Annotated in this window: 23 protein-coding genes; 12 read left to right on the plus strand and 11 right to left on the minus strand. The window is 68.0% G+C overall.

Annotation, left to right across the window (positions count from 1 at the left end; genetic code table 11):
- Positions 1-351: 351 nt before the first annotated feature.
- Positions 352-1599 (plus strand): sugar MFS transporter, encoded by a 1248-nt coding sequence (locus P7A99_RS24880; RefSeq protein WP_277796393.1) that lies wholly within the window; start codon positions 352-354, stop codon positions 1597-1599.
- 6 nt (positions 1600-1605) lie between these two features.
- Here the strand turns inward: P7A99_RS24880 and P7A99_RS24885 are convergent, their stop codons facing one another.
- Together P7A99_RS24885 and P7A99_RS24890 are read right to left on the minus strand one after the other, a co-directional pair.
- Positions 1606-2592 (minus strand): pectinesterase family protein, encoded by a 987-nt coding sequence (locus P7A99_RS24885; RefSeq protein ID WP_277796394.1) that lies wholly within the window; start codon positions 2590-2592, stop codon positions 1606-1608.
- Between the two features lie 127 nt (positions 2593-2719).
- A complete protein-coding gene (locus P7A99_RS24890; protein ID WP_101713103.1) occupies positions 2720-2977 on the minus strand; it encodes a GlsB/YeaQ/YmgE family stress response membrane protein in 258 nt (85 codons plus the stop codon).
- A 532-nt stretch (positions 2978-3509) separates the two neighbouring features.
- Between P7A99_RS24890 and P7A99_RS24895 the strand changes: the two genes are divergently transcribed.
- Positions 3510-4853 carry a dicarboxylate/amino acid:cation symporter gene (locus P7A99_RS24895; protein WP_277796395.1) on the plus strand — a complete coding sequence of 448 codons (1344 nt, stop codon included), beginning with the start codon at positions 3510-3512 and terminating at the stop codon, positions 4851-4853.
- On the opposite strand, the gene P7A99_RS24900 is transcribed toward P7A99_RS24895, so the two are convergent.
- The 4 genes from P7A99_RS24900 to P7A99_RS24915 all read right to left on the minus strand — a co-directional run bounded on the left by P7A99_RS24900 (position 4840) and on the right by P7A99_RS24915 (position 6907).
- Positions 4840-5082 (minus strand): helix-turn-helix domain-containing protein, encoded by a 243-nt coding sequence (locus tag P7A99_RS24900; protein ID WP_277796396.1) that lies wholly within the window; start codon positions 5080-5082, stop codon positions 4840-4842. The genes P7A99_RS24895 and P7A99_RS24900 overlap by 14 nt on opposite strands.
- A gap of 11 nt (positions 5083-5093) precedes the next feature.
- The gene (locus P7A99_RS24905; protein ID WP_277796397.1) at positions 5094-5771 is read right to left on the minus strand and encodes an AraC family transcriptional regulator; all 678 of its coding nucleotides are present in this window, start codon (positions 5769-5771) and stop codon (positions 5094-5096) included.
- Between the two features lie 99 nt (positions 5772-5870).
- Entirely contained in the window at positions 5871-6389 is a 519-nt protein-coding gene (locus P7A99_RS24910; protein ID WP_277796398.1) for a TIGR02281 family clan AA aspartic protease, read from the minus strand.
- 290 nt (positions 6390-6679) lie between these two features.
- Positions 6680-6907, minus strand: coding sequence for a DUF1289 domain-containing protein (locus tag P7A99_RS24915; protein WP_277796399.1), 228 nt, complete (start codon positions 6905-6907; stop codon positions 6680-6682).
- 90 nt (positions 6908-6997) lie between these two features.
- Here P7A99_RS24915 and P7A99_RS24920 point away from each other — a divergent pair, with 90 nt between their 5' ends.
- The 7 genes from P7A99_RS24920 to P7A99_RS24950 all read left to right on the plus strand — a co-directional run bounded on the left by P7A99_RS24920 (position 6998) and on the right by P7A99_RS24950 (position 12236).
- Positions 6998-7327, plus strand: a complete 330-nt coding sequence (locus P7A99_RS24920; RefSeq protein ID WP_277796400.1) for a hypothetical protein — start codon at positions 6998-7000, stop codon at positions 7325-7327.
- A 93-nt stretch (positions 7328-7420) separates the two neighbouring features.
- Positions 7421-8317, plus strand: a complete 897-nt coding sequence (locus P7A99_RS24925) for a nicotinate-nucleotide--dimethylbenzimidazole phosphoribosyltransferase (RefSeq protein WP_277796401.1) — start codon at positions 7421-7423, stop codon at positions 8315-8317.
- A 122-nt stretch (positions 8318-8439) separates the two neighbouring features.
- Positions 8440-9654, plus strand: a complete 1215-nt coding sequence (locus P7A99_RS24930; RefSeq protein WP_277796402.1) for an acyl-CoA dehydrogenase family protein — start codon at positions 8440-8442, stop codon at positions 9652-9654.
- Positions 9655-9704: 50 nt separating this feature from the next.
- Positions 9705-10124: an endonuclease domain-containing protein gene (locus P7A99_RS24935; protein ID WP_277796403.1), complete on the plus strand. Its 420-nt coding sequence runs from the start codon at positions 9705-9707 to the stop codon at positions 10122-10124.
- Positions 10125-10139: 15 nt separating this feature from the next.
- Positions 10140-11285: an acyl-CoA dehydrogenase family protein gene (locus P7A99_RS24940; protein ID WP_277796404.1), complete on the plus strand. Its 1146-nt coding sequence runs from the start codon at positions 10140-10142 to the stop codon at positions 11283-11285.
- Between the two features lie 68 nt (positions 11286-11353).
- Positions 11354-11839, plus strand: a complete 486-nt coding sequence (locus P7A99_RS24945; RefSeq protein WP_277796405.1) for a hypothetical protein — start codon at positions 11354-11356, stop codon at positions 11837-11839.
- Positions 11840-12104: 265 nt separating this feature from the next.
- Positions 12105-12236, plus strand: coding sequence for a hypothetical protein (locus tag P7A99_RS24950; protein WP_277796406.1), 132 nt, complete (start codon positions 12105-12107; stop codon positions 12234-12236).
- A gap of 66 nt (positions 12237-12302) precedes the next feature.
- Here the strand turns inward: P7A99_RS24950 and P7A99_RS24955 are convergent, their stop codons facing one another.
- Together P7A99_RS24955 and P7A99_RS24960 are read right to left on the minus strand one after the other, a co-directional pair.
- Complete coding sequence (locus tag P7A99_RS24955) at positions 12303-12608, minus strand: CC_3452 family protein (RefSeq protein ID WP_277796407.1); 306 nt, start codon at positions 12606-12608, stop codon at positions 12303-12305.
- Positions 12609-12676: 68 nt separating this feature from the next.
- The gene (locus P7A99_RS24960) at positions 12677-13282 is read right to left on the minus strand and encodes a TIGR00730 family Rossman fold protein (RefSeq protein ID WP_277796408.1); all 606 of its coding nucleotides are present in this window, start codon (positions 13280-13282) and stop codon (positions 12677-12679) included.
- Positions 13283-13388: 106 nt separating this feature from the next.
- Here P7A99_RS24960 and P7A99_RS24965 point away from each other — a divergent pair, with 106 nt between their 5' ends.
- Genes P7A99_RS24965 through P7A99_RS24975 form a run of 3 tightly spaced genes read left to right on the plus strand, consistent with a single transcriptional unit; the run spans position 13389 to position 16540 of the window.
- Entirely contained in the window at positions 13389-14210 is an 822-nt protein-coding gene (locus P7A99_RS24965; RefSeq protein ID WP_277796409.1) for a hypothetical protein, read from the plus strand.
- Positions 14135-16060: an ABCB family ABC transporter ATP-binding protein/permease gene (locus P7A99_RS24970; protein WP_431307708.1), complete on the plus strand. Its 1926-nt coding sequence runs from the start codon at positions 14135-14137 to the stop codon at positions 16058-16060. Before P7A99_RS24965 ends, P7A99_RS24970 begins: the two co-directional genes overlap by 76 nt.
- A 42-nt stretch (positions 16061-16102) precedes the next feature.
- The gene (locus tag P7A99_RS24975) at positions 16103-16540 is read left to right on the plus strand and encodes a VOC family protein (RefSeq protein ID WP_277796411.1); all 438 of its coding nucleotides are present in this window, start codon (positions 16103-16105) and stop codon (positions 16538-16540) included.
- A 42-nt stretch (positions 16541-16582) separates the two neighbouring features.
- Here P7A99_RS24975 and P7A99_RS24980 read toward each other — a convergent pair whose 3' ends face one another.
- The 3 genes from P7A99_RS24980 to P7A99_RS24990 all read right to left on the minus strand — a co-directional run bounded on the left by P7A99_RS24980 (position 16583) and on the right by P7A99_RS24990 (position 19294).
- Entirely contained in the window at positions 16583-16975 is a 393-nt protein-coding gene (locus P7A99_RS24980; protein WP_277796412.1) for a MucR family transcriptional regulator, read from the minus strand.
- A gap of 76 nt (positions 16976-17051) precedes the next feature.
- Entirely contained in the window at positions 17052-18602 is a 1551-nt protein-coding gene (locus tag P7A99_RS24985; protein WP_277796413.1) for a SulP family inorganic anion transporter, read from the minus strand.
- Positions 18599-19294 carry a carbonic anhydrase gene (locus tag P7A99_RS24990; protein WP_277796414.1) on the minus strand — a complete coding sequence of 232 codons (696 nt, stop codon included), beginning with the start codon at positions 19292-19294 and terminating at the stop codon, positions 18599-18601. Before P7A99_RS24990 ends, P7A99_RS24985 begins: the two co-directional genes overlap by 4 nt.
- Positions 19295-19566: the final 272 nt, after the last annotated feature.

Below are 19566 nucleotides of genomic sequence, written 5' to 3' on the forward strand. Positions count from 1 at the left end.
CCCCTCAGTCGGCGGAGTTTATCCTCGGGCCGGCCTTTGGCCGGACCCGGGGGCGACAGCTCCCCCTTCAGGGGGAGCATCTTGGGCGGAGGGCCGGAGAGGGGGCGTTCTCAGCTGCCGCTACCTCGCAATGCCATCCTCAACTCCGCTCAATCGGCTCCACCGCCCCTCCCGATACCGGTCCCAGCGCCGCGCGCGCCCGCTTCAAGGTTGACAACGTTGTCACGTTCGGGGTGACTACGCCGTCCCGCGAAAGACGGACAGGGGAGTGAAACAGAGATGGCAGGCATGGGCGGCGCGCCCCCGGTGAACGGTGGCGCGAGTGGAAAAGGGCAGGCGCTGCTGCCCTTCGTGATTCTTCTTTTCTTCGCCTGGGGCTTCTCGACCTGCCTGGTCGACCTCGTGGCGCCGGCGCTCAAGTCGCTGTTCTCGCTGAGCAACTTCGAGACGGGCCTGACCCAGTTCGCCTTCTTCATCGGCTATGCCGTCGTTTCGCTGCCGGCCAGTTTCCTGCTGGCCAAGGTCGGCTATCTGCGCACGGTCGTGGTCGGCCTGCTGATCATGATGATCGGCTGCCTGATGTTCGCCCCGGCCGCCAACGCCGGCGTCTATGAGGGCTTCCTGGCGGCGTTGTTCGTGCTGGCCTCGGGCATCACCATCCTGCAGGTGGCCGCCAACCCGCTGGTCGCCATCCTCGGCAAGAGCGAAACGGCTTCGGCCCGCCTGACCTTCGCCCAGTTCCTCAATTCGGTCGGCACCTTCCTGGCGCCCTTCGTCGGCGCGGCCCTGATCCTCAGCCACATCGAGAAGGCCCCGGATCCGGCCACCCTGACCGCCGCCCAGCTGGCGGTCGTGCGCCACACCCAGGCCCAGGCCGTGCAGACGCCCTACCTGATCATCGCCGGCGTGCTGCTGGCGCTGGCCGTGCTGTTCTGGCTGCTGCGCAAGAACCCCGCCGCCCCGCGCGCCGAAAAGGCCGTCGGCGTCGGCGAGATGCTGGGCATGCTGAAGTATCCGCGCCTGGCCTTCGCCGTGCTGTGCATCTTCGTCTATGTCGGCGCCGAGGTGGCGATCGGCACCTACATGACCACCTATCTGAGCCAGCCGAGCACGCTTGGCCTGACCCTGGCCAAGGCCGGCAGCATGGTCGCCTGGTACTGGGGCGGCGCCACCATCGGCCGCTTCTTCGGCTCGTTCATCCTGGCCAAGGTCTCGCCCGGCAAGGTGCTGACCGTCGCCTCGCTGGCCGCTATCGTGCTGATCCTGGTCTCGGCCTTCAGCGTCGGCCCCCAGGCCGGCTACGCCCTGATCGCCATCGGCTTCTTCAACTCGATCATGTTCCCGACCATCTTCACCCTCGGCATCGAGGGCATGGGCCACCGCACGCCGCAAGCTTCGGGCCTGCTGTGCATGGCCATCGTCGGGGGCGCGATCATTCCGCCGGCGACCGGCTTCCTGGGCGACCATTTCGGCCTGGGCCTGGCCTTCCTGCTGCCCGCCGTCTGCTACCTGGTGATCGCCGCCTTCGGCTGGTCGGCCCGCAAGCCGGCCCCGGCGCTGTTCGTCCAGGACGAGCTGGCGACGGCTCCGGCCGAATAGCCGGCTCTAGAACCGGCCGGGCGTCCAGCCGTCCGGCCCAGAGAGAAAGCGGCGGGGCGCCCAGCGCTCCGCCGTCTTCGCGTCCAGGGCATGGGCGCTGGGCTCACGGGCCGCCGGATCGGCCCCACGCCCGGTCGAGGCGTATTCGGCGTAGTAGGCGGTCTTGAAGGTGTCGGTCTTGCCCGGTGTCCATTCCCGCCAGCCCTTGGGCTGCAGGTCGGCGTCGATCCGGGTGCGCAGGAAGACCACGGTGGCGTAAGGCCGCCAGGCGCGCCCGAACCACAGCTCACCCACCTTCGGGTCGGCGGTGATGGTGCAGCGGTCGAAGACGTAGCCGCTGTCCTGCTCCGGGCTGCTCTTGCTCTGGGCGGTGATCATCACTGTGCCGTTGGCGATGCCGTGGATGGTGCAGCGGTCGAAGACGGCCTTGCTGTCGCCGAAGATGAAGTCGACGTGCCCCTCGACGTAGCAGTCGCGGAAGTACTGCCGGCTCGGCGGCCTGCCCTTGCGGCTGGCGGCGTAGAGCGTGTCCTGCGCCCCCAGCAGGCGCACCTTGTAGAGCTGGGCCCGGTCGCCCATCAGCGCCAGGGCCACGGCCTGCGAGGGCTTGTCGTTGTTGAGATGATAGTCGTTCTGGATGGTCAGGTTGCGGGCCAGGAAATCGTCGCCCGACACCGTCACCGAGGAGGATTTCAGCGTGCCGCCGACCGTGGCCGAGGCGTCGCCATAGACCAGCACCACATCCTGCGGCCGCTTGCCCTTGCCGATCAGGCGAACGCCATTGCGGGGAATGGACAGCTTCTCGCGATAGGTCCCTGGCGCGATGGCGATCTCGCCGCCGGTGTCAGGCAGGGCGTCGATGGCGGCTTGAAGGGTGCGGTGATCGGCCTTGCCGTCCGCCGCAACCGTCAGCCGCAGCGGCGCGGCGCCGATCAGGGCGGTCAGGGCCGTGGCGGCCAGCGCCAGGCGCCCGATAAGACTGTAGTGAGCCATGCGTATTCCTCCCGACCTGTTTTCGCCAGGAGTATGACACCGGTGGACATTCGACTAGGCGCCACAAAAGAAAACGCCTCCGACCGCAGGGCCGAAGGCGTCTTTTTCGTTCGGAGCTGCCGCGTCGCTACAATGCGCGGCGGCCGGCCAGCAGGTGGTAGATTGCCAGCACGATCACCGCGCCGACCGTGGCCACCAGCAGGCTGTAGAGGTTGAAGCCCGACACGCCCGAGGCGCCGAACTGGTTGAACACGAAACCGCCGACCAGGGCGCCGACGATGCCGAGCACCAGATCGACGAGCAGGCTGCCGCCGCTACGGCTTACGAGCTTGCTGGCGATGAAGCCGGCCACGAGACCCAGAACGATCCAGGCGAGAATGGACATGAGCGCCTCCTGAACATTTCCTGGCGCGCCTCAGCGCGTCTGATGCAGAAGAAAGGCGCTTCGCAAGACTTCGTTCCGACACGATCGCGTGTATCGGCGGCGAATATCAGCCGGCGTCGCTTGGAACTTCTCAGCGCTTGCCGACACGCTCCTGGATGACGGCCAGCAGCTTTTCCACCGGGCCGCGACCAAGCAGGATGAACAGGCCTGATCCGATGATCGCGCCGAACAGGAAGGAGAGGCTCATGGCGGCTCCGGAAAAGTCGAGATGGGGCAGGGGGCGAAGTCACCCTAGTGAGCCGCGGGCGTGTTCACCATGTGACACGCCGCCACCCCCAATTCCGACCGGAGTAGTGGAGCTTTCAGTTTGGCTGGCGCCGGATCGCACAAAAACTGGTTCGACCGCCGTGTTCATATGCGCGAGCAGGAAATTCCAGCATCCAGGCTCGCCGACGCGTGTCGTCGCCAGGCATTCGGTGCTTCTTGAGTTGAACGGCGGCTGATCACCGCTGAATGTGAGCAGGAACGACCCATGGCCCAGGCGACAGCCCCTTCCAGCCGCTTCATCAGCGGCTTCGGCGTCCAGGTCCTCGCCGGCATGGTCGTCGGGCTGGGACTCGGCCTGCTGGCGCGCCGCCTGGGCGTCGATGAAGGTCAGGCTGGGCACGCCCTGGCCGAGACGCTGCACCAGATCGGCTCGATCTTCATCCAGTTGCTGCGCGTACTGGTGCCGCCGCTGGTCTTCACCGCCATCGTGGCCAGCATCGCCAACCTGCGCGAACTCCAGAACGCCGCGCGGCTGGTCTGGAAGACCCTGCTGTGGTTCGCCATCACCGCCCTGATCGCCGTGGCCATCGGCATTACCCTGGGCGTCACCCTGCAACCGGGCGCGCACGCCGCCCTCGATGCGGCGACCGCCGCCGCGCCGCGCACCAACGGCTCGTGGCTCGACTTCCTGACCAGCCTAGTGCCGTCCAACATCCTGGGCCTGAACGCCTCGACCAAGGTCGGCGAGGCCGGCGCCAGCACGTCGCTGTCGTTCAACGTGCTGCAGATCCTGGTCATCGCCCTGGCGGCGGGGGTCGCCGCCCTGCGCGTCGGCCCGGCCGGCGAGGGCTTCCTGGCCTTCAACGCCTCGGCCCTGGCCGTCGTGCGCAAGGTGCTGAGCTGGGTCATCCGCCTGACGCCGATCGGCACCGTCGGCCTGCTCGGCAACGCCGTGGCCCAGTACGGATGGACCACCCTGGGTCAGCTGGGCGCCTTCACCGGCGCGATCTATCTGGGCCTCGCGCTCGTTCTGTTCGTCGTCTATCCGATCCTGCTGACCGCGCACGGCCTCAACCCGCTGAAGTTTTTCGCCAGCGCCTGGCCTGCCATCCAGCTGGCCTTCGTGTCGCGCTCGTCGATCGGCACGCTGCCGGTGACCGAGACCGTCACGGAAAGCGGCCTGGGCGTTCCGCGCGCCTATGCCGCCTTCGCCGTGCCGCTGGGCGCGACCACCAAGATGGACGGCTGCGCAGCCATCTATCCGGCCCTGTCGGCGATCTTCATCGCGCAGTTCTACCACCTGCCGCTGGGCCTGACGGACTACGCCCTGATCGTCGCCGTCTCGGTGCTGGGCTCGGCCGCCACCGCCGGCCTGACCGGCGCGACGGTGATGCTGACCCTGACGCTGTCGACCCTGGGCCTGCCGCTCGAAGGCGCGGGCCTGCTGCTGGCCATCGACCCGATCCTCGACATGGGCCGCACGGCCGTGAACGTCGCCGGCCAGACGCTTGTCCCGACGCTGGTGGCCAAGCAGGAAGGCATTCTCGACCAGGCCGCCTATGACGCCGCGGCCGGCGTTGCGCCAGAAGGCGCCGTCACGCAGTCCTGACGAGTTCGGGCCGGGTGCGCAGCCGCGTGGCGTCACGCAGCGGCGGGGCCCCGAACAGGCGGCTGTATTCCCGGCTGAACTGCGAGGGGCTGTCGTAGCCGACGTTGTGGCCAGCCGTGGCGGCGTCCAGGCCCTGGGCCAGGATCAGCCGCCGCGCCTCCTGCAGGCGCAGTTGCTTCTGGTACTGCAGCGGGCTCATGGCGGTGATCGCCTTGAAATGCTGGTGCAACGCCGACGGGCTCATCCGGGCCTAGCCGCCAGGGTCTCCATGCGGAAGGGCAGCTGGTAGTTGGTCTTCAGCCACAGAATGGCTCTCGAGACCTGGCCCAGGCGGCTTTCGCAGGCGGCGATCTCGCGCAGGCGCGGGCCCTGGTCGGTGCGCAGCAGGCGATAGAGGATCTCGCGCTGGATCAGCGGCGCCAGCACGGGGATGTCGGCCGGCGTCTCCAGCAGCCGCACCAGGCGCACGACGGCGTCGAAGAGCTCGGGCGTGGTGGCGCTGAGAGCCAGACTGGGCGCAGGAGCATTACGAACGGGGCCGGGGTCGATCTCGAGGATCAGCTCGTTCAGCCGCCTCGGATCGATGTCCAGCCGCACGCACAGATAGGGCGCATCCGCGCTGGCCTCAATCACCTGGCCGACGACGGGCACGTCGACCGACACGACAAGGAAGCGGGCATGGTCATAGACATAGACCTCCTCGCCCAGCATCACCTGCTTGCGGCCCTGGGCGATGATGCAGACTGCGGCCTCGTGCACGCCGTGCACCGGCGGGCTGGGCTGCGACATTCGGGCCAGCCACATGCCGCCGATCGCGGTCGGGTGAACGCCATCGGTCGAGACGGATCGTTCAATCGCCTCGGCCAGGGCGGGATGGCGAGGGCAGCCGGCCGAGACCGGCTCTGACGTGATGAGCATGGCTGGAGGTTAGCGCGAAACCGCGCCGGCGCCCACGTGCGAGACTAGGCTCCCGCAGGATCGTGCAAGAATTCCGGGCGATCATGCGCCCGGTCGATCTCAGGGATGGAGGATCAGCGAACGCGGCGTGGCCTCGAACCGCGACAGACGGCCAAGATAGCTCATGCCAAGCAGCGAGGTCTCCAGGCCGCTCTCGATAACGAGGGCGTCGACATTGGCGACCTTGGCGCCGGCGATGGCGACGCTGCTCAGCTTGACGGCCGCGGCGCGCGTGCGGCCGTCGGCGGTAACGACGTCGTACTCGTAGTTCAGGCTGGCCACGTCGATGCCCAGGCGCTGGGCGTCGGCTTTGCTGAGCGAGACTGCGGTGGCGCCGGTGTCGACGAGAAAGCGAACGGCGCGGCCATCGACCTTGGCCTCGGCCCAGAAGTGACCGTCGGGGCCCTTGGTCAGTTGCGCCGCACCGGTGTCGCCGAGAGTCGCGGCGGCGGCCGTAGCCGGAACGGTTCGGGGGGATTGGCGGAGCGTGCTGTCGAGCGAGGTCACGGCCTTTGCCGCGCCCACCGCCGAAAGCGCACCGACAATCGCGATCGCCGTGAACTTGAACATCGAAGACACCCCGCCTTGCAGGCTTTTCGGTCGTTTCTACGACCCTTGCCTCGCACTATGGCGGCAAAGGCGTTTGCAAGCGGTGAATCGGAATTCGAATTTACTTGGTTAACAAGTTATTGGCCATCCGACCAATTAACTCGCCGTAACATTGCCAAGGCAACATGTAATAAAGTTCATGGACTGGATTTAACTTCAAAGCTCGTACTGAGAACGGCATCTTCTCCTTCGTCAGACGGACGCTTCAGGGAGAACTCAGATGCAAAGTCAGGAAATGCTTCTCAGGACCTGAAGTTCAATCAACCTCGCGCAGCCGATTGGGCGGCCATCAGGCTTTCCATCGGATCAGGACGAAGGGGCAGGGCGGCCATGATCGCCGCGCGCTCTTCTTCGCTGTAGCGCGACCAGCCGGCGATCTCCTGCAGGGTCCGTCGGCAACCAAGACAGAAGCCGGACGCACCGTCCACGGCGCACACCTTGATACAGGGCGTGACGATGGGGCGGGGCGGTCGGTCTTCTGAAGCCATGACCGAATGTCGCCATCCGCGGCGTCGGGCGCAAGTCGCCAGACGCGATGCGGCTCTGCGCCCAGACTTTTCAATCAAGAGGGATCAACCATGCGTATCACCGCCATCATGCTCGCCGCCGCCTCGATCGCCGCCGCTTCTGCTCCGGCCCTGGCCGCCGAGCGCGTCACCGACGCCCAGTTCATTCAGGCCAACCGCTGCCTGGGCCTGACCGAGGCCAAGGCCCTGGGCGAAGCCGATCCCGCGGCGCTCAAGCAGTTCATCAAGGACCAGCGCACCGGCCGCCACGTCTTCACCTCGGATCGCGCCGACACCGCGCGTTCCGACGCCAAGCGCGCCGCGTCCAAGGCCGATGAAGCCACCAAGGCCAGCCTGATCCAGGAACGTGACGGCGCCTGCAAGGACCTGGCCGCCAGCTGATCCACGGCAAGAGGCGGCTGAAAGGCCGCCTCTCGCACCACGATCCGCGCCCTATGCGCTTGCATCAGGCGCGGACTGGCTTAAGTCGGCGGCATGAACGCTTCCGCCGCCGCTTCGCCCTTCGCCGACATTCGCCGCCTGGCCGCCGATCTTCCGGCGCCGGGCGTTTTCGTACCGCCGGCCGACGGCGGCCGCCTCGCCGAGATTTCGGCCTGGCTCACCGCCTGGACCGGCCGCACGCCGCCGTCGGTGAACCGTCCGGTCGTCGCGCTGTACGCGGGCGCCCGCCAAGGCGTCGGCCCGCGCGGATACGCCCGTGACCGCCTCGAGATCGTGGCCGCCGGCGGCGCCACCGTCAGCCGTCTGGCCGGTTCGCAGGGCGCGGGTCTGGAGGCCTTCGACCTCGCCATCGACCGCCCGACGCCCGACGCGCGCCAGAAGCCCTCGATGAGCGAGAAGGAATGCGCCGCGACCATGGCCTTCGGAATGGAGGCCCTGGCCAAGCAGCCCGACCTGCTGATTCCCGGCGTCATCGCCGCTGAAGCCCATCGCGACGCGGCCGCCATCGCCTTGGCGCTGTTCGGCGGCGAGGCTTCGGATTGGACAGCCGGCGAGTTCGCCGCCGACGTGGCCGCGGCGGTCGAGCGCGCACGCGGGGAGGGCGACCTTTCCGATCCGCTGGAAGTCCTGCGCCAACTGGGTGGTCGCGAGACCGCCGCCGTGGCCGGCGCCATCATCGCCGCCCGCGTGCAGAAGATCCCCGTCCTGCTGGACGGCTATGCCGCGACCGCCGCGGCGGCCGTGCTGCATGCGATCGACCCCGACCTGATCGCTCATGCGGTGGCCGCCCATGTCGGCGGTCCGGGCCATGCCCGCCTGCTGGCCGCGCTGGGAAAGTCGCCCCTGGTGTCGCTTGAGATCGAGGGCGAGGAGGGCGTCGGCGGCGTGTCGGCCCTGGCCCTGGTGCGCCTGGCCTGCGAGGTCCGCTGACCGTGATGGGTGAACGACGTTTACGTTGACCTTTGCGTCATCTTTCCAAACGCTCGTTCGACCCCTATCATCCTCCCGAAACAACAAGACGCCGGCTCAGCCGGCCTGTTCGGGAGCGCGCAATGAACCTCGATTTTTCGCCCGAAGACCTGGCCTTCCGCGACGAGGTTCGCGCCTTCATCGCCCAGAACTATCCGGAAGGCCTGCGCGAGCGCCAGGAAGAGGGCGAGGAGATGTCCAAGGAGGACTTCCTCTCCTGGCACCGCACCCTGGCCCAGAAGGGCTGGGTGGCGCCCGCTTGGCCCGAGAAGTACGGCGGCCCGGGCTGGAGCTCGGTGCAGCGCTACATCTGGTCGGAAGAGACCGCCCGCGCCGACTGCGTGCCGATCCTGCCGTTCGGCATCAACATGGTCGGGCCGGTGATCTACACCTTCGGCACGCCCGAGCAGAAGGAGCGCTTCCTGCCGCCGACCCTGTCGGGCGAGATCTGGTGGTCGCAGGGCTATAGCGAACCGGGCGCGGGCTCGGACCTGGCCAGCCTGAAGACCAAGGCCGAGCGCTTCACCGGCGACGACGGCAAGGAATACTACCTGGTCAACGGCCAGAAGACCTGGACCACCCTGGCCCAGCACGGCGACTGGATCTTCTGCCTGGTCCGCACCGACCCGACCGCCAAGATCCAGGAAGGCATCTCGTTCCTGCTGATCGACATGAAGTCGCCGGGCGTGACCGTGCGTCCGATCATCACCCTGGGCGGCGAGCACGAGGTCAACGAGGTCTGGCTCGAGAACGTCAAGGTGCCGGTCGAAAACCGCATCTTCGAAGAGAACAAGGGCTGGACCTGCGCCAAGTTCCTGCTGGCCCACGAACGCTCCGGCATCGCCGGCGTCGCCCGCTCCAAGCGCGGCATCGAACGCATTCGCCAGATCGCTTCGACCGAGTTGGGTGACGACGGCCAGCCGCTGCTGACCGATCCTGATTTCAAGCGCAAGGTCGCCGACCTGGAAATCGACCTGACGGCGCTGGAGTACACCGAGCTGCGCACCCTGGCCGGCGAAGCGGCGGGCAAGGGCCCGGGGCCGGAATCCAGCGTACTGAAGATCAAGGGCACCGAGATCCAGCAGCGGATCACCGAACTGGCCCTGGAGGCGGCCGGCCACTACGGCGCGCCGTACTTCCGCGGCTTCCCGAAGGACGGCGACAACGCCCATCCGATCGGCCCCGACTTCGCCCATCGCGCCGCGCCCACCTATTTCAACGTCCGCAAGACCTCGATCTACGGCGGCTCCAACGAGATCCAGCGCAACATCATCGCCAAGATGGTGCTGGGGCTTTGATCTAAGCCAGATTTCCCCTCCCCCTTGCGGGGAGGGGGCAGGGGGTGGGGGTGACAGCACGAACGCCAGGAGCTCTGCACACATCCGAGAGGGCCGATCGATCCGCCCGCAGGATGCGCCGCGAGCCGACCTTGGCGGAGAAGCTGTTCTGGAAGGTGCTCAAGAAGGCCGAGATTCCCGGATCTCACTTTCGCCGCCAAGCGCCATTCGGCCCCTACGTCGTGGATTTCGTCTGCCACCAGCATCGTCTGATCGTCGAGGTGGACGGCGGGATCCATGCCCTGGAAGCGGTAGCCGCCCGCGACGCCGAACGCCAAGCCTGGCTGGAGGCGAGGGGTTACACCGTGATCAGGATCCCCAACGAGTTAGCGATTTACGACCCGCATTCGGCTGTTCAGCGCGTGCTTTCGACAATCGACGCTGACACCCCCACCCCTAACCCCTCCCCGCAAGGGGGAGGGGAACCATAAGAGGAAACCGCCCTCATGGACTTCAACTTCACCGAAGAGCAGTCGATGGTCCGCGACACCGTCGCGAGCTTCCTGCAGGACAAGTACGACTTCGAGACCCGCCGCAAGATCGTGAGCTCCGAGACCGGCTGGCGCGCCGACTACTGGCAGGCCTTCGCCGAGGAACTGGGCATCCTGGGCGCCTCGTTCAGCGAGGAACTGGGCGGCCTGGGCGGCGGCGCGATCGACAACATGATCATCATGGAAGAGTTCGGCAAAGCGCTCGTCATCGAGCCCTATCTGGGCACCGTCGTGATCGGCGGCGGCTTCATGAAGCACTCGGGCTATGCCGGCGCCGCCTCGGTGATCGAGGGCATCGTCGCGGGGACCACCACCATCGCCTTCGCCTATGCCGAGCCTCAGGGCCGCTACACCTGGAGCGACCTGAAGACGACCGCCAAGAAGGACGGCTCGGGCTGGATCCTGAATGGCCACAAGGCCGTGGTGATCGGTGCGCCGTTCGCCAGCCATCTGGTCGTCACCGCTCGCACCGGCGGTTCCCAGCGCGAGGCCTCGGGCGTGTCGGTGTTCCTGATCGACAAGAACCTGCCAGGCGTCGTCACCCGCGATTACCCCACCGTGGACGGCGGTCGCGCCTCGGAGGTCTTCTTCGAGAACGTCTCGATCCCGGCTGACGCCCTGATCGGCGCCGAAGGCGGCGGCCTGCCGCTGGTCGAGAAGGTGATCGACGAGGCCACCGCCGCCAGCCTGGCCGAAGGCGTGGGCGTGCTGCGCAAGCTGCACGAGGGCACGCTGGACTACGCCAAGCAGCGCAAGCAGTTCGGCCGCGCCATCGCCGATTTCCAGGTGCTGCAGCACCGCATGGTCGACATGTTCATCGAGCTCGAGCAGTCGGTGTCGATGACCTACATGGCCACCATCAAGCTCGACGAGAGCGACGCCGAGCGCGCCAAGGCCGTCTCGGCCGCCAAGGTGCGCATCGGCCGCGCCCTCAAGTTCGTCGGCCAGAACGCCATCCAGATCCACGGCGGCATGGGCATGACCGACGAACTGGCCATCGGCCATTACTTCAAGCGCGGCACGATCATCGAGGGCCTGTTCGGCTCGGTCGATCATCATCTGCGCCGCTATGAGGGCCTGTCGTTCGGCGCCGCGGCTTAGGCCGTTCACTGAACGCCGGAGATTTCCAGCCAGGGCCGCCCGCGTCACGCCGACGCGGGCGGCCTTTCTTGTCCGGCGGCATTTTCACCGCCCAGCCCGACAAGGTGCGACCGTTCAACGCAGCAGAACACGCGATGGACTGCACGGTGAACACGATGCTCCGCCCCGAAATGCTCCTGGGTCTCTCTCCGGAAAAGCTGGCCGACACGCTCGAAGCCATGGATTCAAGCGCCAGGCTGCTGCTGGAGCAAGCGAGGGAAGCCAAGGCTCGGGCCGACAAGCTCGAGACCGCGCTCTCGCTGCTCGTTGGCGTCGTGGCCAACGATCCCGCCTTGGAGGAAAGCTTCGCCCTGCAACGGATCGCTGGCCAGTTGCGCCTGTGCGCCGACCTGCCGGAGCTGGCGGCCGAACTGGTCGGCTGCGAAGCCGAGAGGATCGAGCCGCTGATGCTGCGCGCCGCCGCCAACATCATCGCTTCCGCGGGCAAGCCCGGGCAGGGCGACGCGGTTCCGGGCATTGATCTAGCGGAACGCGACGGCGCGACTCTGCACTGAAAAGTGCGTGGGCGGAGAGTATCCGCGAGCTTGTTTCAGATGCTGCTCAAGGGGATCGTCAGTGCGCGGAGTTCATCCGGGTTCGGAGTATTTCCCTTGTCATGCGGCGGCAGCGGCGCATCCTTGCTGTGACGCGCTGACGACTAGGAGGGTGCGAGCCCCTGTAAGCCGCGCGCGTCTCTTTCTGGCTGGGCCGGTCGCGGAACCGGTCCCGTAACACGTGGAGCGTCCGTGGAGGCTCCGGGCTGGTCAAGGAGACGCCGCCATGAACGTAACGAAGATGAGCCGCGCCATGCTGTCCTTCGCCCTGATGGGAGGACTGCTGGTCGGGCCCCGACCGGGCGTCGCCAAGACGCACCAGCCGTCGCAGCCGCCCAAGACATCCGACAAGAAGTAGGGCGCAAAAGAAAACGCCATCCCGGCCGGACCGGGATGGCGCTGAATTCCACGATCAGGAGGAGGTTTACGGCTTGGCGGCCGTGTTGCACTCCTCGACGCCGGCGGCGTCGAGCGCTTCGCCTCGCCATGTGAAGGCGGAAATGGCGCCCAGTTCGGCGACCACCTTGCGGCAGCTGCGAACGGCGGGCATGGCCTTCACGGCCGGCGCCTTGCAGACCGTTCCCGTGCAGCGCCACATGGCGCCTTCGAGGATCAATTCGGCCTTGGCCGGTGGCGCCTTCAGAACGAGCATCGCGCCTTCCGAAGATGCGGCCTGAGCCGCACCCGCGAGGGAAGCTGCGGCGATAACGCCGAGCACAAGCATACGCATGGACATCTCCTATCCCCGCGTCCTAGTTATAAGTGGACGCTGATCACATTGTTCGTTGTTATTGAAAACTAAGTCAATCGCCGAACGTCGATCTCACGGTCGCGATCCACGTCCAAACCCCACGCCAGCAAGGCCGGAGTGACGTCCTCGGACGCCTCGACCGACACCCAGGCAGACGTCAGGGCAGGCGGGGTCAGGCCTCGGTCGATGGTGTGCCTCAGCAGGGCGAACAGCGGGTCCCAGAAGCCGTCGGGATTGTGGAAGACGATCGGCTTGCGATGCAGGTCCAGGCGCCGCCAGGACAGGAGCTCGATGATCTCTTCCAGGGTGCCGATGCCGCCGGGCAGCACCACGAAGGCGTCCGAGCGCTCGAACATCAGCATCTTGCGCTCGTGCATCGAGGTGACGATCACCGTCTCGACGTCGTCGAACGGCTTTTCGCGGCCGCGAAGGAACTCCGGGATGATGCCCAGCACCTTACCGCCGGCCTCGTGCGCGCCGCGCGCCGCCGCACCCATAAGGCCCACGCCGCCGCCGCCGTAGACAAGCTTCAGGCCCGCACGGGCGAAATCGCCGCCGATCCTGTGGGCGGCCTCCAGATAGGCCGGATCGGCCGTGTTCGAAGAGCCGCAGTAGACGCAGACCGACCCCAGGCGGCTAGACAGGTCGGGCATCGTCGTCCACTCCAACAAAAGAAAAGGCGCGGCTCCCGTCGGGAAGGGCGCGCCATTGGCGTTTCGGGTTCGGGCCGGCTTGGCCCGCCCAGGATTTGGAAGGCGCATGATCGGGATTCGCAAGGCTGCTTTCAAGTCGTGGCCGCTGGCCCTCGCCCTTGCCGCGATGCTGGGAGCATGCGGCGAGGAAGGCCGGCGCGACTGGAGCCGCACGACGCCCGCCGCCCAGCCGGCCCGCGACCCCGAAGCCGCCTATCTGGCGCCGCCCAAGGTGGTCACCGCCGCGATGCAAGGGGGCGGTGTGGCGCTGTCGGGCTCGGCTAGCCCCGGAGCGTCCGTGAGGCTGGGCGCACCGACGGGCGAAGCGATCAGCGTCGAGGCCGACGCCTCGGGCCTCTGGCGCGCGGTGCTGTCCGGCGCAGTCGAGCCCCGGCTGTTCGGCCTGTCGATGACCCGCGAGGGTCGCACCGTCCAGGCCGAGGGCTATGTGCTGGTGACGCCCGAGGGGCAGGTCGCCCTGCTGAAGGCCGGCGGCGGCTCCGAGCCGCTGGCCGGACCATCCGATTCCCTGCGTATTCTCGCAATCGACTATGACCAGGACGGCGGGGCCGTCATTTCCGGGGTCGGGCGTCCTGGCGCCGGCTTCGGCGTGCGCATCGACAGGGTCACCCAAGCCGAGGCCAAGGTCGACGCCCAGGGACGCTTCAGCCTCTCGCTGACCCGGCCTCTCACGCACGGCGAGCACGCCGTGCAGGTGGCCGGTGAAGGCGGGGAGGACCTGGTGAGGATTGTCGTGTCGCCATCAGGCCCCTTGGCTTCGCCGCCCCTGCATGCCGAACGGCTGGAAGGCGCGTGGCGCGCCGACTGGATGACGCCCGGCGGCGGCCTGCAGACGACCGTGCTGTATTCGCCCGGAGAACAGCAGTGAGAGGCTACGCCTCCGCCGGCCGCGACAGCGCCCGAACCGCTCCTGAAGCCGCCAAGCCCGTCTCCGGATGGGCTGCTCTGGCCGAACTCCTGCGCCTCGTCCTGCGATCGCGCGCGCCCGGTCTGGTCTGGCGGCTGACAGCGGCCCTGGCCCTGACCTTCGCCGGCAAGGCGCTGGGCGTGGCGGCCCCGCTGCTGCTGGGCGCGGCGGTCAACAGGCTGACGGCCGGGCAGGGCGCGGCGACGCAGGTGACCCTGTCCTTCGCCGCCCTGGCGCTGGGCTGGGCCGGCGTGCGGTTCATCTCGGCGGCGGCGCCCCAGGCTCGGGACGCTGTGTTCACGCCGGTGGCCCAGGCCGCACAGAACCGGGCGGCGACCGAGACCTTCGCCCACGCCCTGTCGCTGTCGATCGACTTCCACCAGACCAAGCGCACGGGCGCGCTGTCGCGGACCATCGACCGCGGCGCGCGGGCCATGGATTTCCTGATCCGGGGCCTGGTCTTCAACATCGCCCCGACCATCGTCGAACTGGTCCTGGCCGCCGCGGTGCTGGCGCGGGCCTATGACTGGCGGTTCGCGGCGACGGCGATCGTCACCGTGGTGATCTATGGCGTCCTGACGTTCTCGATCTCCAACTGGCGCATCGCCCACCGGCGCGAGTTGAACGAGGCTGACGCCGAGGCCGCCGGCCGGGCCGTCGACGCGCTGCTGAACTACGAGACGGTCAAGACCTTCGGCGCCGAGGATCGCGCCGTCGGCGCCTATGAGCGGGCGCTGTCGACCTATGGCGCAGCCCAGATCAAGGCGACCAATTCGCTGTCGCTGCTCAACGTCGTGCAGTCGCTGATCATGAGCCTGGGCCTGGCGGTGATGGCCGTGCTGGCGGGCTCGGAAGCCGCGCATGGCCGCATTGGCCCCGGCGACATCACCGCCGTCGTGCTGATCCTGGTGAACCTTTATCAGCCGCTGAACTTCCTCGGCTTCGCCTATCGTGAGATCCGCCAGTCCTTCATCGACATGGAAGCGATGATGGAGCTGCGCCGTCAGGGCGCGGACGTCGCCGATGCGCCGGACGCCATCGGCCTGCCGCCCACGGGCGACCGTCGGGGCGGGGCCGTGGCCTTCGAAGGCGTCTCGTTCCGTCACGGAGCTCGGTCGGACGGCCTTTCGGAGGTCAGCTTCGCCGCCGCCCCAGGCCGCACCTTGGCCATCGTCGGCCCCTCGGGCGCGGGCAAGACGACACTGGTGCGCCTGGCGCTGCGGATGATCGACCCGCAGGCCGGCCGGGTGACGCTGGACGGCCATGACCTGAAGGCCCTGAAGCAGGCCTCGCTGCGAAGGGCGGTGGCGCTGGTGCCGCAGGACGTGGCGCTGTTCAACGACACGATCGCGGCCAACATCGCCTTCGGCCGCCCGGACGCTACCGAGGAAGAGGTGTGGGACGCGGCCCGCGCCGCCGAGTTGGGCGACTTCATCGGCAGCCTGCCCGAGGGCATGGCGACCAAGGTCGGCGAACGCGGCCTGAAGCTTTCGGGCGGCGAGCGCCAGCGGGTGGGCATCGCCCGGGCCCTGCTGGCCGATCCCAGGGTGCTGATCCTCGACGAGGCCACCAGCGCGCTCGACAGCCGCACCGAGGCGGCGATCCAGGCGACGCTGCGCAAGGCCAGGGAAGGGCGCACGACCCTGGTCGTTGCCCACCGGCTGTCGACCATCGCCGACGCCGACGAGATCCTGGTGCTGCGCCGGGGCAAGGTGGTCGAGCGCGGCCCGCACGCGGCTTTGCTGGCCGCCGACGGCGAGTACGCGGCCCTCTGGCGGCGGCAGACGCGCGGCAAGGTCGCGGCGCAATAGACGATCGGCTATATCGGCGCTTCGCAACATCTGGAGGCCGCCTTGCGCTATCTGCACACCATGGTCCGCGTGAAGGACCTCGACGCTTCGCTGCGCTTCTACTGCGAGGGCCTGGGCCTGCAGGAGATGTACCGGATGGAGAACGAGAAGGGCCGGTTCACGCTGGTGTTCCTCGCCGCGCCGGGCGACGCCGACAAGGCCAAGGAGCGCAAGGCCCCGCTGGTCGAGCTGACCTTCAACTGGGATCCGGAGGACTATCAGGGCGGCCGCAACTTCGGCCACCTGGCCTATCAGGTCGACGACATCTACGCGGCCTGCCAGCGCCTGGCCGACCTGGGCGTGACCATCAACCGCCCGCCGCGCGACGGCCACATGGCGTTCGTGCGCTCGCCCGACGGCATCTCGGTGGAGCTGCTGCAGGACGGCCACCTGGAGCCGGCCGAGCCCTGGGTCTCGATGCCCAACACCGGCGCCTGGTAGAACGACGAAGGCCCGCCGGATCGGCGGGCCTTTTCTTTGGCTCTAGCGGCGGGTGCCGAAACGATTGGCGCGGGCGACGTTGGACCGAAGGTCCGAGAAGCTGGCGGCGACGGTGGGATAGTCGTCCGGCAGGCCCCACTTGGAGCGATACTCCTCCTCGGTCAGCCCCAGGCTGTTGAGGTGGCGCTTCAGCGAGCGATAGCGGCGGCCGTTCTCGAAGCTGACGATGGCGTCCTGGGTGACGCTGGCGGCGATCTCATCGGCGTTGGGCCGCTCGACCGGATCGGCGGCCGGGGTCGAGAACACCGCCTCCAGCGCCGCATAGGTGCGGGCGGCGAGATCGGGCAGTTCGTCAGCCGAGACGATGTTGTTCTGAAGATAGGCGCAAAGCACCTGGGCCGCCATGTCGGCGGCGCGTTCCTGGGCCTTGTTCATCGGAAGTCTCTGGCGGTCTTCAATCAAAAAGAACCCCGGGACCGAGCAAGCTCGGTCCCGGGGCGACTGGGTGAGGTCAGTGAGCGCCGGCGGCGCGCAGCCGTTCGCCGAACACGCAGGCGTTGGGCAGCTCGACCTTGGAGCCGGTGCGCTCCTTGCTCTTGACCCACTCGCTCAGCACCTCGGTGGTGGTGTGGTCGAGCACGGTCAGGGCGCGGGTGTCGAGGCGGACGACGCCGCCGTCGGGAGCCGCGTCCAGGGCCTTGGTGATCTTCGGCAGCTGCACGAAGGTCGCCGCGCCCTCGAGGCGGATTTCCTGTTCCTTCTCGCCGACGTTCTGCTGGGCGATCTTGAGGCGCATGCGCTTCAGGTTCGGCAGCAGCTCGACCACGGTCAGGGCCAGGCCCACCAGCACGCCGGTCAGCAGGTCGGTGGCGACGACCATGACGAAGGTCGCGGCCCAGATCAGCGCCGGCAGCAGGCCGTAGCGGGCGAACAAGTGGCGCACGTGGTCCAGGCTGACCAGCTTCCAGCCGGTGACCACCAGCACGCCGGCGAGGGCGGCGCTGGGGACCTGGCGCAGGACGAAGGGCAGCAGGGCGACGAAGGCCAGGATCCACACGCCGTGCAGGATGGCCGAGGCGCGGGTGACGGCGCCGGCTTGCACGTTGGCCGAGCTGCGCACGATCACGCCGGTCATCGGCAGGGCGCCGACCAGACCGCACAGCAGGTTGCCGACGCCCTGGGCGCCCAGCTCCTTGTTGTACTTCGTACGCGGACCATCGTGCATGCGGTCGACGGCGGCCGCCGACAGCAGGGTCTCGGCCGAGGCGATGAACGCCACCGCAACGGCGGTGAGGATGATCATCGGATCGGCGAGCTTGGCGAAGTCGGCCATGCCCGGGACGGCGATGGCGCCGGCGATCGATTCCGGAACGGCGATCTTCTGCACGTCGAGACCAAAGCCCATGGCCACGAAGGTGCCGGCCAGCACGCCCAGCAGGGCGCCCGGGACCAGCTTCAGCTTGGCCGGACGGATCTTTTCCCAGAGCAGGATCGAACCGATGGTGACCACGCCGACCAGCAGGGCGGCTTCGGCGGCGCCGAAGGTCGAGACCGACAGGCCGGTGATCGCGCCAGGGATCGCCAGCAGGTTTTCCAGCCCGTTGGCGCGCGGCTTGTCGCCGAACAGCACGTGGAACTGGCCCGCGACGATCAGCACGCCGATACCGGCGAGCATGCCGTGCACGACGGCCGGCGAGATGGCGCGGAACCATTGGCCCATGCGCAGGGCGCCGGCGGCCAGCTGGACGAGACCGGCCAGCACCAAGATCGGGCCGAGGGTCGACAGGCCGTGCTTGGCCACGATCTCGAACACGATGACCGCGAGGCCCGCGGCGGGACCGCTGACCTGCAGGGGCGAACCAGCCAGGGCGCCGACGACGATGCCGCCGATGATGCCGGTGATCAGGCCGCGCTCGGCCGGAACGCCCGAGGCGACGGCGATGCCCATGCAGAGGGGCATCGCCACGAGGAACACGACGATGGAAGCCGTCAGGTCACGCGAGAAGATCGCGCCGAACCCTTGCTTCGCGCCGTTCGGGGAGGAAACGGCGGCGTTGCTCATTCGGCCGCGATGCCCAGATGGTCGGCGGCGACCATGCGCTTGGCCGGACGTTGCGCGACGGGCAGCGGCGAGCCTTCACGAACCAGTTCGAACTGGCCGGTGTCGCCGTTGTAGGCCTGGATCTGGCCGGTCTCGATCTCGAAGAACCAGCCGTGCAGGGTCAGCTCGCCCTTTGCGATCGCCGAGGCCACCGACGGGTGGGTGCGCAGATGATTGATCTGGACGACAACGTTTTCCAGCGACAGGGCGCGGGTTTTGCCGTGCTCGTCGAGCCCGTGATAGGCGTTGCAGACGACGCTGTGGGCGGCGTGGGCGTGGCGCAGCCAGGCGGCCACGTTGGGCATCTTTTCGAGAGCGGCGGGGTTCGAGAACGCCTTCATGGCGCCGCAGTCGGAGTGGCCGCAGACGACGATGTCGCGCACGCCCAGCGCCATCACGGCGTATTCCACGGCCGACGAGACGCCGCCGTTGGCCTGGCTGAACGGCGGAACGATGTTGCCGGCGTTACGGCAGACGAACAGGTCGCCGGGATTGGCTTGGGTGATGAGCTCCGGCACGACGCGCGAGTCGGCGCACGAGATCATCAGGGCCGAGGGGCTCTGGCCGTGGCTGGCCAGGCGCTCGTACAGCGCGCTTTGAGCCGGGAAGACTTGGCCGCGGAAAAGGGCGGCGCGTTCGAGAAACTGTTCCAAGAGGAACCTCCATGCGATGGCCGCGGCGTCCGGGGAAAGGGGTAACGGACGCCGCGGCGCGCGCGGCCTGAACCGCCACGCAACATGGAAGGTGGGGTGGCGTCTTTGCTGCGACGCAGCGGGTTTTGTGACAAAGGGTTTCCGAGACGGGGCTTTCTCGTGGTGGGCGCGAGGGGGTCTTCGGCCCGCTCCTTGAGATGCTCCCCCTGAAGGGGGAGCTGTCGCCCCCGGGTCCGGCCAAAGGCCGGCCCGAGGGTAAACTCCGCCGACTG

The organism is Caulobacter endophyticus, from assembly GCF_029543245.1.
Taxonomy (GTDB): Bacteria; Pseudomonadota; Alphaproteobacteria; order Caulobacterales; family Caulobacteraceae; genus Caulobacter; species Caulobacter endophyticus_A.

What these genes read in the sequence shown, in the direction of transcription:
- P7A99_RS24915 (WP_277796399.1), bottom strand. Translation starts at nt 6,907, where the DNA reads ATGGCTTCAGAAGACCGACCGCCCCGCCCCATCGTCACGCCCTGTATC.
- P7A99_RS24955 (WP_277796407.1), bottom strand. Translation starts at nt 12,608, where the DNA reads ATGCGTATGCTTGTGCTCGGCGTTATCGCCGCAGCTTCCCTCGCGGGT.
- P7A99_RS24960 (WP_277796408.1), bottom strand. Translation starts at nt 13,282, where the DNA reads ATGCCCGACCTGTCTAGCCGCCTGGGGTCGGTCTGCGTCTACTGCGGC.
- P7A99_RS24905 (WP_277796397.1), bottom strand. Translation starts at nt 5,771, where the DNA reads ATGCTCATCACGTCAGAGCCGGTCTCGGCCGGCTGCCCTCGCCATCCC.
- P7A99_RS24895 (WP_277796395.1), top strand. Translation starts at nt 3,510, where the DNA reads ATGGCCCAGGCGACAGCCCCTTCCAGCCGCTTCATCAGCGGCTTCGGC.
- P7A99_RS24925 (WP_277796401.1), top strand. Translation starts at nt 7,421, where the DNA reads ATGAACGCTTCCGCCGCCGCTTCGCCCTTCGCCGACATTCGCCGCCTG.
- P7A99_RS24885 (WP_277796394.1), bottom strand. Translation starts at nt 2,592, where the DNA reads ATGGCTCACTACAGTCTTATCGGGCGCCTGGCGCTGGCCGCCACGGCC.
- P7A99_RS24940 (WP_277796404.1), top strand. Translation starts at nt 10,140, where the DNA reads ATGGACTTCAACTTCACCGAAGAGCAGTCGATGGTCCGCGACACCGTC.
- P7A99_RS24890 (WP_101713103.1), bottom strand. Translation starts at nt 2,977, where the DNA reads ATGTCCATTCTCGCCTGGATCGTTCTGGGTCTCGTGGCCGGCTTCATC.
- P7A99_RS24985 (WP_277796413.1), bottom strand. Translation starts at nt 18,602, where the DNA reads ATGAGCAACGCCGCCGTTTCCTCCCCGAACGGCGCGAAGCAAGGGTTC.
- P7A99_RS24965 (WP_277796409.1), top strand. Translation starts at nt 13,389, where the DNA reads ATGATCGGGATTCGCAAGGCTGCTTTCAAGTCGTGGCCGCTGGCCCTC.
- P7A99_RS24950 (WP_277796406.1), top strand. Translation starts at nt 12,105, where the DNA reads ATGAACGTAACGAAGATGAGCCGCGCCATGCTGTCCTTCGCCCTGATG.
- P7A99_RS24980 (WP_277796412.1), bottom strand. Translation starts at nt 16,975, where the DNA reads ATGAACAAGGCCCAGGAACGCGCCGCCGACATGGCGGCCCAGGTGCTT.
- P7A99_RS24930 (WP_277796402.1), top strand. Translation starts at nt 8,440, where the DNA reads ATGAACCTCGATTTTTCGCCCGAAGACCTGGCCTTCCGCGACGAGGTT.
- P7A99_RS24920 (WP_277796400.1), top strand. Translation starts at nt 6,998, where the DNA reads ATGCGTATCACCGCCATCATGCTCGCCGCCGCCTCGATCGCCGCCGCT.